This window comes from Archangium sp. Cb G35 (genome assembly GCF_001896145.1).
In the GTDB taxonomy this organism is placed as follows: Bacteria; Myxococcota; Myxococcia; order Myxococcales; family Myxococcaceae; genus Archangium; species Archangium violaceum.
In genome coordinates this window covers 111981-126187 of record NZ_MPOI01000013.1, presented here as the reverse complement: position 1 = coordinate 126187, position 14207 = coordinate 111981, and the positions used below count along the sequence as shown (strand labels likewise).

At 70.8% G+C, this 14207-nt stretch carries 13 protein-coding genes; 8 read left to right on the top strand and 5 right to left on the bottom strand.

Annotation, left to right across the window (positions count from 1 at the left end; translation table 11 throughout):
* Positions 1-2: 2 nt before the first annotated feature.
* Positions 3-650 carry an SCO family protein gene (locus BO221_RS35225; RefSeq protein ID WP_073565254.1) on the bottom strand — a complete coding sequence of 216 codons (648 nt, stop codon included), beginning with the start codon at positions 648-650 and terminating at the stop codon, positions 3-5.
* Positions 651-919: 269 nt separating this feature from the next.
* Between BO221_RS35225 and BO221_RS35220 the strand changes: the two genes are divergently transcribed.
* From BO221_RS35220 to BO221_RS56585, 4 genes are all read left to right on the top strand, one after another.
* The gene (locus BO221_RS35220; RefSeq protein ID WP_233166391.1) at positions 920-3799 is read left to right on the top strand and encodes a PAS domain-containing protein; all 2880 of its coding nucleotides are present in this window, start codon (positions 920-922) and stop codon (positions 3797-3799) included.
* Between the two features lie 73 nt (positions 3800-3872).
* Positions 3873-4124 carry a hypothetical protein gene (locus BO221_RS35215; protein ID WP_073565252.1) on the top strand — a complete coding sequence of 84 codons (252 nt, stop codon included), beginning with the start codon at positions 3873-3875 and terminating at the stop codon, positions 4122-4124.
* The gene (locus BO221_RS35210; protein WP_073565251.1) at positions 4118-4846 is read left to right on the top strand and encodes a hypothetical protein; all 729 of its coding nucleotides are present in this window, start codon (positions 4118-4120) and stop codon (positions 4844-4846) included. Before BO221_RS35215 ends, BO221_RS35210 begins: the two co-directional genes overlap by 7 nt.
* A gap of 175 nt (positions 4847-5021) precedes the next feature.
* On the top strand, positions 5022-6752 hold the full coding sequence (locus BO221_RS56585; protein WP_073565250.1) for a LysM peptidoglycan-binding domain-containing protein: 1731 nt from the start codon (positions 5022-5024) through the stop codon (positions 6750-6752).
* A 108-nt stretch (positions 6753-6860) separates the two neighbouring features.
* Here the strand turns inward: BO221_RS56585 and BO221_RS35200 are convergent, their stop codons facing one another.
* Positions 6861-7658: a hypothetical protein gene (locus tag BO221_RS35200; RefSeq protein WP_073565249.1), complete on the bottom strand. Its 798-nt coding sequence runs from the start codon at positions 7656-7658 to the stop codon at positions 6861-6863.
* Between the two features lie 167 nt (positions 7659-7825).
* On the opposite strand from BO221_RS35200, the gene BO221_RS35195 reads away from it, so the two are divergent.
* The 4 genes from BO221_RS35195 to BO221_RS35180 all read left to right on the top strand — a co-directional run bounded on the left by BO221_RS35195 (position 7826) and on the right by BO221_RS35180 (position 10543).
* On the top strand, positions 7826-8251 hold the full coding sequence (locus tag BO221_RS35195) for a nuclear transport factor 2 family protein (protein WP_073565248.1): 426 nt from the start codon (positions 7826-7828) through the stop codon (positions 8249-8251).
* Positions 8252-8397: 146 nt separating this feature from the next.
* Positions 8398-9114, top strand: coding sequence for a hypothetical protein (locus tag BO221_RS35190; protein WP_073565247.1), 717 nt, complete (start codon positions 8398-8400; stop codon positions 9112-9114).
* A 44-nt stretch (positions 9115-9158) separates the two neighbouring features.
* Positions 9159-9746 (top strand): YceI family protein, encoded by a 588-nt coding sequence (locus BO221_RS35185; protein ID WP_073565246.1) that lies wholly within the window; start codon positions 9159-9161, stop codon positions 9744-9746.
* A complete protein-coding gene (locus BO221_RS35180) occupies positions 9743-10543 on the top strand; it encodes a ubiquinol-cytochrome c reductase iron-sulfur subunit (protein WP_073565245.1) in 801 nt (266 codons plus the stop codon). The genes BO221_RS35185 and BO221_RS35180 overlap by 4 nt, the downstream gene beginning before the upstream one ends.
* A gap of 147 nt (positions 10544-10690) precedes the next feature.
* On the opposite strand, the gene BO221_RS35175 is transcribed toward BO221_RS35180, so the two are convergent.
* From BO221_RS35175 to BO221_RS35165, 3 genes are all read right to left on the bottom strand, one after another.
* Positions 10691-11875, bottom strand: coding sequence for a CBS domain-containing protein (locus BO221_RS35175; protein WP_073565244.1), 1185 nt, complete (start codon positions 11873-11875; stop codon positions 10691-10693).
* A gap of 170 nt (positions 11876-12045) precedes the next feature.
* Entirely contained in the window at positions 12046-13161 is a 1116-nt protein-coding gene (locus BO221_RS35170; protein WP_073565243.1) for an ArsA-related P-loop ATPase, read from the bottom strand.
* Positions 13158-14123 carry an ArsA-related P-loop ATPase gene (locus tag BO221_RS35165; RefSeq protein WP_073565512.1) on the bottom strand — a complete coding sequence of 322 codons (966 nt, stop codon included), beginning with the start codon at positions 14121-14123 and terminating at the stop codon, positions 13158-13160. The genes BO221_RS35170 and BO221_RS35165 overlap by 4 nt, the downstream gene beginning before the upstream one ends.
* Positions 14124-14207: the final 84 nt, after the last annotated feature.

Genomic DNA, 14207 nt, shown 5'->3' with positions numbered 1-14207 from the left:
GGCTACTCGCCGCTCTTCACCAGCCGGTCGGCGTCGAGCACCAGCCGCGCCACGTCGTCATCGTGCTCGCTGTTGTAGTAGCCGCGGATCTCCCCGGTCCGGTCCACCAGCACGAAGTGCGAGCCGTGGAAGATGCTGGCGATGTCGCTCTCGTCCGCGCCCTCCTCGCGGCCCATGGCGATCTTGAAGCCGCCGACGACGGTGTCCTTGAGCTGCTGGTAGTCACCGGTGAGGAAGCTCCAGCGCGAGGGGTCCGCGCCGTGCTTCCGGGCATAGTCGGTGAGGCGCTCGGGGGTGTCGTACTTCGGGTCCACCGAGAAGGAGACGAGCGCGAGCTCCCTGCCCAGCGCCGCCGTCTGCTTCTGCACGCCCGCCATCTTCCGGGTGAAGACGGGGCAGATGGTGGGGCAGCGGGTGAAGATGAAGTTGGCCACCCAGGGCCGGCCCTCGAGCTGCTTCAGGCCGAAGGACTCACCGTCCTGGCGCGTGAAGGTGAAGGCCGGGAGCCTGCCGAGCCGCGGCAACGGCTCCTTCCGGGGGAGCACCAGCCCCATCGCGAGCAGCACCAGACACAGGGAGACGCCCAGCCCCGCCCACAGGAAGGGACGGGTGGAGCGCGGCGGATTCAGGGTCGGGACGTCGGTGGACATGGGGGCTGGCCCCGACTGCTAGCGGATGCGTCCCGGCCGCACAAGGCCGCGGATTTCCGGGCCGCTTCCTGCCCCTCCGGGCGGCTTCAGGCTCCCCCAGGTGTCCGCTACTCCCACCTCGGAACGGCCTGCGCCGGACAGTCCACCGGTCATCCGCGAGCAGCCGCCCTCGCGCTCTGCTAAGCCTGTCCGAGGACAGGGGGTCCATGGCCAATCACGAGCCGTCCATAACTCCAACCGGGGGGCTGGAGCGAGGGGTACCCGCGGGGGTGGATCCGCTGCTGGATGGCGTCACCGACGGCATCCTGGTGGTGGACGGGGCCTGGCACCTGGTGTGGATCAACGCCGTGTTCGAGCGGCTGCTGGGCCGCTCACGCGAGCAATTGCTGGGACAGGAGTTGTGGACGGCGCTGCCCGAGGTGGCCGAGAGCGCCTTCGCCCCGGCGTGGCGGCGCGCCATGGACGCGCGCACGCTGGTGTCGCTGGAGGACTTCTTCGGGCCCGGCGGGGTGTGGCTGGAGTCGCGGGCGTTTCCCTCGGGCGAGGGGCTCGTCGTCTTCAGCCGGGACGTGACGGAGCGGCGCCTGGCGGAGAACGAGCGGGTGCGGCTGTTGTCCGCGGAGCAGACGGCGCGCACGGCGGTGGAGGGCGAGCGCACCCGCTTCCAGGAGATGTTGATGCTGGCGCCCGCCGCGGTCAGCATCACCCGCGGCCCCGAGCACCGCTTCGTCTTCTCCAACCTGCTGCACCGGCGCTTCCACGGCGGCCGGGACATGGTGGGCCAGCCGGTGCGCGAGGTGCTGCCGGAGCTGGCCGGCCAGGGCGTCTTCGAGGTGATGGAGCGGGTGTACACCACGGGCAGCTCGTACGTGGGCCGGGCCCGGCCGGTGAAGGTGCCGCGCACGCCGGGGGCGCCGACGGAGGAGATGTTCTTCGACATCGCCTACCACCCGCAGCGCGACGCCGCCGGACGGGTGGAGGGCGTGGCCATCTTCGCCTACGACGTGACGGACCTGGTGCGCTCGCGCCGCACCGCCGAGGCGCTGGCGAGGGACCTGGGCCACAGCGAGGAGCGCTTCCGCTCGCTGGTGACGGCGACGTCGGACATCATCTGGGCCACGCCGCCCTCGGGCGAGTTCGTGGAGGAGCAGCCGGGCTGGAGCGCCTTCACCGGGCAGCCGCGCGAGGAGTACCAGGGGTGGGGATGGTTGGACGCGGTGCACCCGGAGGACCGGGAGCGCTCCGTGCGCTCCTGGGAGGAAGCGCTCTCCACGCACACGTCCTTCCAGGTGGAGCACCGGCTGCGGCACCACGACGGCTCGTACCGCCACATGCTGGCGCGCGCGGTGCCGGTGCTGGAGAAGGACGGCTCGGTGCGCGAGTGGGTGGGAGCGCACCGGGACATCACCCACCAGCGTCAGGGCGAGGCCGAGCGGGAGCGCCTGCTCGCGCGGGAGCAGCGTCACTCGGTGCAACTGCAGGGGCTGGCCAGCGCCGCGCTCGTCATCAGCGAGGCGGAGTCCGTCGAGCACGTGCTCAAGGCCATCACCGAGCAGGCGCGTGAGGTGATTGGCGCGCACCAGGCCCTCACCAGCCTGATGCTGGAGGGCAACTGGTCGCAGGCCATCCACTCGGTGTCGATGTCGGACAGGTACGGGGCGTGGCGCGAGTGGAAGCAGCCGCGGGAGGGGACGGGCATCTACAGTTGGGTGTGCCGGTTGAACCTGCCCATGCGGCTGACGCAGACGGAGCTGGAGGCGCACCCGGCGTGGCGTGGCTTCGGGCGGCACACGGGCAAGCATCCGCCGCTGCGAGGGTGGCTGGCGGCGCCGCTGGTGGGCCGGGATGGGCGCAACCTGGGCCTCATCCAGCTGTCGGACCGGTACGAGGGGGACTTCAGCTCGGAGGACGAGGCCATTCTGGTGCAGCTGGCGCGCATGGCGTCGGTGGCGATTGAAAACACGCGGCTGATGGCGGAGACGCAGGCGGCCAACCGCGCCAAGGACGAGTTCCTCGCGGTGATGAGCCACGAGCTGCGCACGCCGCTGACGGCGGTGCTGGGCTGGACGCAGATGCTGCGCAACCGGCAGGGCGACGCGAAGGCGGTGGAGAAGGGGCTGGCCGTCATCGAGCGCAACGCGCGCACGCTGGCGCAGTTGATTGAAGACGTGCTGGACGTGTCGCGCATCATCACCGGGAAGCTGACGCTGCACCGGAGGGGCGTGGAGTTGGTGGGGGTGGTGCAGGCGGCGGTGGAGGTGGTGAAGCCGCACGCGGAGCAGAAGGGGGTGTCGCTGTCGCTCGAGGTGGACGTGGGCGGCAACGGCACGGCGATGCTGGTGGGGGACCCGGGACGGTTGCAGCAGGTGTGCTGGAACCTGCTGGTGAACGCGGTGAAGTTCACCCCTGCGGGAGGGCGGGTGTACGTGCGGGTGGAGCGCAACGAGCGCGAGCTGAGGGTGCGGGTGACGGACACGGGGAAGGGGATTCGCGCGGACTTCCTGCCGCACCTCTTCGAGCGTTTCTGGCAGGCGGATGGCTCGGCGACGCGCGAGCACGGGGGATTGGGGCTGGGGCTGGCGATCGTCCATCACCTGGTGGGACTGCACGGGGGCCAGGTGCGGGCGGAGAGCGAGGGCGAGGGGAAGGGCGCCACGTTCACGTTGACGCTGCCGGTGCCGGCGGTGCTGCCCGAGGCGAAGACGGACGCACTGCCGGGAGCGGAGACGCAGGCGCCGGAGGTGAGGCTGGATGGGGTGTCGGTGTTGCTGGTGGAGGACGCGCCGGACGCGCGGGAGTTGATTGCGTTGATGTTGCGCGAGCGGGGCGCGGTGGTGGGGACGGCGAGCAACGCGGCGGAGGCGATGGAGCGGCTGAGGGAGTCGATGCCGGAGGTGCTGGTGTCCGACATTGGCCTGCCGGGGGAGGACGGGCACGCGCTCTTGAGGAAGGTGAGGGCGTGGGCCGAGGCGAGGGACCAGTGGGTGCCGGCGATCGCGCTGACGGCGTATGCGGGCGCGGAGGACGCGAGGAAGGCGTACCGGGCGGGCTTCCAGGTGCATCTGGCCAAGCCGCTGGAGCCGGCGGCGCTGGTGGAGGCGGTGGCGAGGCTCGCGGGCCGTGGGGACGCGGGCGCGCGGGTGGGGTGAGGCGCTCGCGCCCGGAGTGCCGATTTGGCTCTGGCCCACTGTTAGACTGAGCCGTCCACTCCTGGAGCCGCGAATGCGCCGTGGGTACATTCCCCTCTTGCTATGGGTACTCGTCGGCGGCACGGCGTGTCCGCATGCCTTCGGCAAGGGAGGCACGATCGACCGGGCCGTGCTCAAGGACATGGAGGAGTCCGTCAGACGGCCGAAGCCGAGGGACTGTGGGCCAGCCACCCTCCAAGCCATCTGCCTTCCTGAAAAGCTCGCGGAGTGTGAACGGCAATGCTGGGAGGCGCTCGCGGCGCAAGAGGAGGAAGACGAGTGGTGAAGTGGCGGGCCCTGGCCGCGCTCCTGGGGGCTCTGCTGCTGCCCGTGCCGCTCGTGGCCGTCATCGCCAGCCACTGGCGCGCGTCTCTGCCCCAGCCCATCCCCCAGCAGGCGAAGGCCGTGGTGCCCATGCTCTCCTGGGAGCAGCGCCGGGAGCGCCCTACCTTGCACCAGCCCTGCAGTCGCAGCGAGGACTGTGACCCACCACTCGCCTGCTTCTTCAATAGGAACGTCGCGGGCCTCTATTGCACGGACAGTGAGTGCACGACGGACTCCCAATGCCGGGAGGGCTTCGTCTGCCGGACCCTGGAGACTTGGGGCGGCGAGTTGCTGAATCGGTGCGCGCTGGAGGGAGACAGGCGCGAGGGAGAGGGCTGCTCGCCGCAGTCGAAGAAGTACGCCAGCGCCTGCGCTCCGGGCTTGCTCTGCAACGAGTGGTGTGGCCGCTCCTGCCAGCCGGACGAGCCGGAGAGCTGCCCCGAGGGGTTCTTCTGCCCTCGCGAGGGCGGACCCGAGGGTCCCTCCTGTCTTCCCACCTGCGAGGCCCGGGGCTGCCCTCCCGGTCAGACATGCATCCGCTTCGATCAGGGGGTCTCGGTCTGCTCCGTGATCCACGGGACGAACTGCCAGGAGTCTCCCTGCCCCGAGGGCCAGCGCTGCGTGCCGATCGCCCGGCCGGCGAAACCCGGCTCGGTCCGGATGCGGTGCATGGCTCGCCCGTAGCCCGGAAACCCGCTCTCCGAGTGCGTCTCCGCTCCTGTTTCCAGGCTCTTGCTCACTCCGGGTGAGGGCCTGCGGGTTTTTTTCCTACCCCCCCAGCAACCTTTTTTCGCTTCGCGCGAGAATAGGTCATCGCTGTCCTTCTTCCCCCAATTTCTTCCCTCGTTCGGAGTCCCTCGTGTCCGTCCACACCGTTCGTCGCGGCGACACCCTGTCGGCGCTCGCCAAGCAGTACAACACCACCGTCGACAAGCTGGCCAAGGCCAACAACATCAAGGACGTGAACGTCATCTCGGTGGGCCAGAAGCTCAAGCTGCCCGACAGCTTCGAGCGTCCGTCCACCAACCGCCCCTCCCAGGGCGGCGGTGACAACTTCCAGCAGGCTCCCACCGCCTCCTCCGGCGGCCGCGCCGGCCCCGCCCGCGATGACGACGGCCGTCAGTTCGCCACCTCGGCCGATGGCACCCCCATCTTCAAGCAGGGCGATGCCCAGTGGGGCGGCCGCGCTCTCGGCACCGGCTCCTCCATCTCCGCCGCCGGCTGCGCCATGACGTCCACCGCCATGGCCCTCAGCAAGATCTCCGGCAAGGTCATCAACCCCGGCGAGCTCGACGCCTACCTCGACAAGAACGGTGGCTACTCCGGCAACGGCCTCATCTGGGGCCAGGCCGCCAAGATGGCCGGCATGGGCGCCAGCAAGCCCGGCTGGAGCATGGAGAACATCAACAAGCAGATCGACGCCGGCCGCCCCGTCGTCATCGGCGTGGACTACAAGGCCGGCTCCAACGGCGGCGCCAACGGCACCGACCACTGGGTCGCCGTCACCCGCCGCGAGGGCAACACCTACTTCGCCAACGACCCCGCCACCGGCAAGGAGATCTCCCTCAAGCTCCAGGGCGGCAAGCTCGTCGGCGGCCCCAGCAACTACAAGAGCACCGGTGAGCTGGTGACCTTCTCGGGCGGCAACCCCAAGCCGGGCACCGCTCCGGCCGGCGGCGGCAACGCCCCCGCGCCCACCAGCCCCACCAAGCCCTCCGGCGGCAACGCCTCCATCAAGGGCCTGGACCTGCCCACGGGTGACCTGGAGAAGGGCGCCAAGGGCGCCGCCGTGAAGCAGCTCCAGACGGCCCTGGTGAAGCTCGGCCACATGACCCAGGCCGAGATGAACACCGGCCCGGGCACCTTCGGTCCCAAGACCCAGGCGGCCCTCAAGGAGTTCCAGGCGGCCAACGGCGTGCCCAACACCGGCTACTACGGCCCCCTGACGCGCGCTGCCTTCAAGAAGCTCGGCGCCGACGTGGGTGGCACCCAGGGCACGGGTGGCACGGGCGGCTCCTCCGGCCCCGGCCCCGTCACGGGCCCCGGCAACGAGCCCGGCGCCAAGGGCGGCGTGAGCCTCGCGCAGCTGCGGAAGATCATGCCCAACCTGTCGCAGGCCAAGGCCGAGCAGTACCTGCCCCACCTCAACAAGGCCATGGCCGAGGCCGGCATCAACACCCCCAAGCGTCAGGCCGCCTTCCTCGCGCAGCTCGCCCACGAGAGCGGTGAGTTCCGCTACATGGAGGAGATCGCCTCCGGTGCCGCCTACGAGGGCCGCAAGGACCTGGGCAACACGCAGCCCGGCGACGGCGTGCGCTTCAAGGGCCGTGGCCCCATCCAGATCACCGGCCGCGCCAACTACCGCGCCGCGGGCAAGGCCCTGGGCATCGACCTGGAGAACAACCCCAAGCGCGCCTCGGACCCGGACGTGGGCTTCCGCACCGCCGCCTGGTACTGGAACAGCCGCAACCTGAACCAGTACGCGGACTCCGGCAACTTCAAGGAGCTCACCCGCCGCATCAACGGCGGCTACAACGGGCTCGCCGACCGCCAGAAGTACTACCAGCGCGCGCTCGACGTGCTCGCCTGAGAAATAGCTTCAAGGATTCGGCACGGCTCCCCTTCCCCCCGGAAGGGAGCCCGATGACCGCGGCCAACCCCCCTCGGCCGCGGTCATTGTTTTTTCCGGGGGATGCCGTCAGGCCTCTGGCGGCTCCTCGCGCGGATGCAGGCAGGAGGCGGTGACCCACGCCAGCATGCCGGAGAGCGCCAGCAGGAAGCGCTCCACGCCGTACACCCAGAAGTCCCCGGGCGGCTCGGTGATGGCCAGCAGGATGAACACCAGGCCCACCATCGCCTGCACCCCGGTGAGGGCCGTCCGGGCCAGGCGGGGGGATTTCCTCCACTCCAGGAGGGCCGAGAGCACCGGCGGCACGAGCAGCGCCAGCACGAGCAGGGGCAGGTAGCGCGCGGGCCCGGAGAAGACCTCGTCACGGCCGTGGCCCATCCCGTCGTCGGACAGGGCCTCGAGATAGGAGAAGAACTCCTCGGACAGCAGCGTCACCGGCAGCAGGACGTTGACGGCCGTGAGGCCCAGGCCCAGCAGCGAGCGCGAGGAGATGCCGAGCGCCTGGGGCCCCCGTCCGCGCGCGAGCATCTCGGGCGTCACCTCGAGGGCGTACGGGTAGCCGAGCCGCAGCAGGGTCTCCAGCGCGGCCAGCCCCACCCGGCGTCCGGTGCTCCCGGCCAGCTCACACAGCCGCTCCTCCTCCAGGACGTCCAGCATCAGGTCCGCCCGCTCGCGGGGAGACTCGCCGGGCAGGTAGGGCGCCTCGAGCCCGGCCAGGAAGGTGTCCACCTCGTGGGGCGGGACGCCCGAGAGACGCAGCAGCTCCAGCCGCTCGCGCACCGGCACCGGCTCGAGCTCCGGCGGGGACGCGATGGACTCGTCTTCCCGCTCGGAGGTGGCGGGAGGGGCTTCCCGGAGGCGTTGCATGGACAGCGCCGAGCCTGCTGCGAATCCGGACCGGGTGGCAAGCCACTGGCTCCCGGTTCCTCCGCACGCAGGCCGGGCGGGCAGCCTGTGGTCAAGGCACCGCCCGGCGGCCGTGCGCACCGTGCGAGGCATCAGGACTCTTCACGGCACTCTTCACGAGGACCCCCATGGCGATGGAGCGAGCGCAGCGTTTCGTGGATGCACTGGCGAAGCTGGAGGAGAACGGAGACGTGGAGCCCTTGTTGGAGCTCTTCGGGGACGACGCGCAGGTGAGCAACGTGGCCTCGCGGCGCACCTTCCATGGCAGGGACGGCGCCCGCAGCTTCTGGCGCGAGTACAAGGGCATGCTGCGCCAGGTGAAGTCCACCTTCCGCAACATGATCGAAGCCGGAGACCGCGTGGCGCTCGAGTGGGAGTCCAGCGGCACCGCGCACAACGGGGCGGCGGTGGACTACGAGGGCGTCTCCATCATCGAGTGGGATGGCGAGCGCATCTCGCGTTTCTACGCCTACTTCGATCCGCGTTTGCTGGGCATGGAGCTGTCGCGGGGCACCGCGTCGCGCTCGGAGGCTCCGGCCACCGCTCCGGCCTGAGAAGCCCCGCCGGACGGAGTCCCACGCTCTCTTTTTCTCACGTTGGAGGAAGCGTGGGACATGGGCCCGGATAGAATATCTCGACATGTAACGCGCCGCGTCCTGGCGCATACTGGGACTGTTGCTTTCCTGACCAAGGGGAAGAGATGTCCCGCACCGCCGTTGCTTTGTTGGTCCTGCTCGCCGCCGCCTCCCCCTCGAGTGCCTACGCCGTTGGGAAGAAGAAGGCCGCTTCGACGCAGACGTCCCAGAAATCCACCGAGTCCAAGCCCGCGGAGCAGCAGCCCACCGAGTCGAAGCCCGCCGGGACACGGCCGGCCGACGCTCCGGTGCAGCAGACCGAGGATCCGGACATGGACTTCGATCTGCTCGAGCCCTCGCCGGCCGCCGAGGCCCCGCGCCTGGTGGACCCCGAGCTGGAGAAGGCCATCGCCACCCGCCGCACCATGCTCACCGTCCACCAGGGACTGGGGCTCGCCACGCTGACGACGCTGGCCGCCACGATCGTGGTGGGGCAGCTGCACTTCGATGATCGCTACCGCGGCGGGGGCGACACGGGCCGCTATTCCGGCTGGCACAGGGGCCTGGTGATCGCCAGCAGCACCCTGTTCGTTGGCACGGGCGTGCTCGGTCTGTTCGCGCCCACGCCCTTCAAGAAGGAGCTGCGGCTGGACACCATCACCCTGCACAAGGTCTTCGTCTCCCTGGCCACCGCCGGCATGCTCACGCAGGTGGTGCTCGGCCTGGTGACGGCCAGCCGCGAGGGCCAGCTGTCCCAGGTGAACCTGGCCACGGCGCACCAGGTGGTCGGGTATGCGACGCTGGGTGCCGTTGGCGCCGGCGCCCTGATGATCGTCTTCTGAATACACTCCCAAACGAACGCGTCGAGACACCCGGAGGCTCATCCATGAAACGCTCGTCCCTGGCCGTGCTGGCCACGCTGTTCCTGTCCACGCCCGTGCTCGCGCAGGAGGCTGCTCCCGCTGGCCCGCGCATGTACTCGGTGAAGACCGCGGACAGCTCGCTCACCTATCGTCTCAACCACAAGCTGCACCTGGTGGAGGGCAAGGCGCGCCCCACCGAGGGCAAGGCCCTGCTCAAGCCGGACGGCACCCTGCAGGTGGCCGTGCGCGCGAACGTGGGCGACTTCGACTCGGGCAACTCCAACCGTGACGCCCACATGAAGGAGGCCACCGAGGAGCCCAAGTACCCCACCATCGAGTTCAAGGGCATCGCCAGTGGCGTGAAGGTACCCACCACCTTCCCCTCGGAGCAGACGGTGGCGCTCAAGGGCCAGCTCACCTTCCACGGCGTGAAGCAGCCGGTGGAGGTGCCCATGAAGGTGGTGTTCACCTCGGCCAAGGAGGTGACGGCCGAGGGCACCTTCCAGATCAGCCTGGATGCCCACAAGGTGGAGCGTCCGTCGCTGATGATGGTGAAGGTGGATGACGCGCTCGTCCTGGAGACGAAGTTCCAGCTTCAGGAGGGGAAGTGAGCACCAATCGCCGGGGTTTCCTGAAGGGACTGGCGGGCGCGGGCGCCGGCGCGGCCGCCACGGGCATGGCGGGTTGCGCGCCGGACATCTCTCCCGCGCCCTTCGTGAACGCGACCAAGGACGCGAGCAGGCGCGTGGTGTTGAACGTGAGCCGCTACCCGGACCTGTCGCGTCCGGGCGGCGCCATCACGCTGCGCGTGGAAGGTGAGCAGCAGGTGCTCGTCGCTCACCCGCAGGGCACCCAGTACGTGGTGCTGACCAGCCTCTGCACGCACTCGGGGTGCCCGCTGGGCTTCGAGAAGAACGAGGCCATCTGCCCGTGCCACCTGTCGCGCTTCGCGCTGGATGGCACGGTGACGCATCCGCCCGCCCGCCAGCCGCTGCGGCAGTTCTCCTCGAGCTTCGACTCGGAGGCGGGCGAGCTGACCATCGACTTCGGGGCTGGCGAGGAGGGCTTCCCCTCGGTCGTGGATGGGAAGATCTTCTTCCCCTTCACGCAGTTCCCCCAGCTTCAGACGCCGGGCGGCAAGGTGGAGGGGACGCCGGGCGGTTACGGTACGCTCATCTTCGTCTTCGCGCTCGAGGACGGGACGTACGCGGCGGTGGACTCCATCTGTACCCACCAGCAGTGTCCCGTGCAGTACCGGGATGCGGAGGCGGACTTGTTCTGCTTCTGCCACAACTCGCGCTTCACCAAGACGGGTGAGGTGCGGGAAGGCCCCGCGGTCGTGACGGGCGATCTCAAGAAGTTCACGGTGACGAGCGACGCCACCGGCGTCACCGTGGCCATCGTGTAGCCCATCTCCCCTCGCCCTCCGGGAGAGGGACGGGGTGAGGGTGCCTGGAACAACCAGGTTGCCCCTCGCCCCGGCCCACCGTGGGGAACACGGGGACGAATACCCTCACCCTTTCCCTCTCCCGGGGGGAGAGGGGTGGAGCCAACCCTAGTAGAGTCGGCTCCAGAACGAGCGCCGCGCCGAGATGTGGTCCAGCGCGTCCTGCAGCTCCTCGTCGTAATCGGCCCGGGTGGCGATGTCCGCCATCGAGATGATCCCCACCAGCCGATCATCCCGCTCCACCACCGGCACGCGGCGCACCTGGCGGCGGCCCATCAACGCGATGATGCCGTGGATGTCCTCGTCCGGCGTCACCACCTCCACGTCGTCCGTCATGATGTCCCGGGCGAGCATGCCGTCCGGCGGCCGTCCCTCGGCCAGCGTGCGGATGACCAGGTCCCGGTCCGTGATGAGGCCGCGCAGCCGGCCCTGCTTGTCCACCACCGGCACCACGCCGCAGTCCTCGTCCTTCATGATGCGCGCCACCTCGCGCAGGGTGCTGTCCAGCTGCGCGCTCTTCACGGTGCGCGTCATGATCTCCCGCGCGTTCAAGGGCTCGCGCTTCCACCGGCCCCGGCGCTGCGGCTCGGTGCGCGGCGCCCCCGTCTGGCTCATGCCCATCAGGTCCGAGTACACCTCGCCCGTGCCCGCGCGCTGCTCCGCTCCCGGCTGGTCCTCGCGCCACCGCTCCGCGTGCCACCGCGTCTCCGGGCCACGCGTCATCTCGGGGCCCATCGCCCGGCCCCGCCCACCCCGGTCTTCGTACGGGGCCTTCGCGCCCGGCTCCTGGCCCGTGCCCGAGCGGTCCCACGGGCGGTATTCGCGCGGCGGATGGTTGTCCTCCAGCGAGTGGTAGCGCTCCTGCTCGCCCAGCAGCGGCCCCGAGCCCATGCCCGCGGCATCGTCGGCGTTGCGATCATCCCGCCCGTAGGGGCCGTGGGGCACGCTGGCGGTGAGCCCCGTGGGGCGCTCGACGGGACGGCCCCGGCCCCGGTGGAAGAGGCCGCGGCGCTGCGGGCCCCGCTCGTAGCGCGTGTCGTCCTCGGGAGGCGGTGCGCCCTCCTCGGTGCGCGGCTGGGCCATGCGCAACTGGGCGGCGCGGTGGAAGCGGCCCTCCCTCACCTCGGGAGGCTCGTCTCGCTCGGTGCTCCAGCCGGTGACGTCGGACTCGGAGCGCTCGCGGGAGCCCGGCGGGGACTCGGCGGCGCGGCGCTCGCGCTCGGCGTGCGTACCGTTCGGCGGCGAGCCGCGGACCGGGGTGTCCCTGCCATCATCGGTGTGTCTCTGGGCCATGGGGATGCGACCTCCTGAGCTGTGTGTGCCGCCGGAGGCTCGGCACGCACCCGGCTTCCTCCAAGGCCCCCGGGGGACACGGCGCGCCCGGCTGTCGGCCCACGGGCATGCCCACCCCCACCGAGTGCCCGGCTCCGGACACCCGCCCTGTCCTCGGGGACGGGCTTCCCTCATGAGGTGGCGAGCGCCTCGCCCAGGCGCACCAGGCCGCCGAAGTCCTCCAACTCGCCGCCGGCCTCGGGAGCGGCCACCGCCACGGCGCCCGCGGGCAGCTTCTCCGCGAGCCGCGCGAGCACGCCCCGGTGGGCCTCGGCGCGGGCCCGCTCCAGGTCCGCCAGGCGGATGAGCGCCTCCACCCCGTCGCGCGCGGCACCCACGTCCTCCACGTGCCGCAGCAGCGCCTCGGGGGACGTCAGCCCGTCCTCGCGCGCCCAGCTCCGGTTGAGCACGAAGCCCGCGAAGGGCAGCCCCTTCTCGTGCAGCATGTCCCGGAAGAAGGACGCCTCCGTCAGCGAGGCCCCCTCCGGCGACGTCACCAGCAGGAAGGCCGCGTCCGGCGACGTCAGCCGCGAGCGCAGCCGATCCGCCCTCAGCCGGATGGCCGAGAACAGCCCGCTGAAGGCCCCCATGAAGGTGCGCATCTCCTGCGTGAAGCTCTCGCCGAAGACGCTCCCGAGCACGTTGCCCAGCAGCTGCGACGTCTTGCGCCACAGCCTCCCGCTCCGGCCCTTCTCCTCCGGCAGGAAGAGCGAGACGATTCTGTCGTCCAGGAAGCGCGCCAGCCGGCCCGGTGCCTCCAGGAAGTCCAGCGCGTGGCGGCTCGGCGGCGTGTCCAGGACGATGAGCTCGTAACGGCCCTCGTCCAGGAAGTTGTCCAGCGCCTCCGCCGCGGCGTACTCCTGCATGCCCGCCACCAGGTCCGACAGGAAGCGGTAGAGGCGGTTCTCCAGGATGGTGCGCGCCGCCTCGGGCGAGGGCGACAGCCGCCGCACGAAGCGCTCGAAGACGACGCGTGGATCCAACATCCACACGTCCAGCCGGCCCGTTCCGGGCTCCTGGCCCGCGAAGAGACGCTCGGGGGAAATGGGGGTGGGCTCCGCGCCGCCCTCGGACAGGCCCATGGCCTCGGCGAGCCGTTTGGCGGGGTCGATGGTCAGCACCAGCACCTTGCGGCCCGCGCGCGCCGCCGCCACGCCGAGCGCCGCCGCCGTCGTCGTCTTCCCCACGCCGCCCGCGCCACACAACACGAGGACACGTTTCTCCCGCAGCAGGGACTGGAGGCTCATGAATGGGCTCCGGCGCGCGCGCTCCGGGGCGGAGACGCGGTGGGACGGGTGAGGTACCTGGCGAGCCGCTCCACCAGCTCCGGGCCGCTGCCGGGCAGCTCGGGCAGGGTGAGCAGGGGGGCCGGAAGGTTGCCCGCCAGCCGGGCCTCGGCCTCGCGGGCGCGATCCAACCGCCCCAGCGCGCGCTGTCCCAGGTGGGGCCCGTGCTCATCCAACAAGCGCTCCACCGCGGCGCGTCCGTCCGGTGAGAAGGGATTGTCCGGCATGCGGTTGAGCACGCCCGCGGCGATGGGAATGCGGTGGCGCTGGATGGCGGTGGCCAGCTCCAGCGTCTCACTCACGGGCAGGGGCTCGGGCAGGGTGACGAGCAGGGCCCCGGTGAGCCGTGGATCCCTCAACAACGTGAGCCCCTCGCGCACCGAGCGGCCGATTGGCCCGCCGGGCATGACGGACAGCAGCGTGTCCGGCAGCGCGGCGATGGCCAGCGCGTGGCCAGTGGCCGGCAGATCCAGGAGACACAACGGGTACAGGGGGCTGCCATCCGGGCGCGTGCGGCGCACCAGGTGGAGCATCTGGAAGAGGACGCCCATCTCCCGGAGGGCGGGAGCGGCCTCGAGGAAGCGGCGCAGGGCGCGGGTGCGCATGGCGGCCTCGGCCATGACACGCAGCGGCAAGACGTCCTGGAGGAAGAGGCGCTGGCCCTCCACGGCGGACAGGCGGACGAAGGACAGGCCCGGAGACACCTCGCGCACCTCGGGACCGGAGACGCGCGGGGCGCCCACCAACGCGCCGAGGGCGGAGGGGCTGTCCTGCTCCTCGGAGCCCACCTCCACCTCGGCCAGCAGCACGCGCCGGCCCGCGGCCACCGCCGCGCGCGCCAGGGCCGCCGTGAGTGTCGTCTTGCCCACTCCCCCCTTGCCCGAGACGAGCAGCGCCCTCCGTTCCCACAGTGCGTCGAGCAAGGCCGTCGCCCCTCCCAAGGTGGCTTCTTCCAAGGTGTCGTGCAGGAAGCCAGTCATAACGACCGTTTCCCGCGACGACAAGGG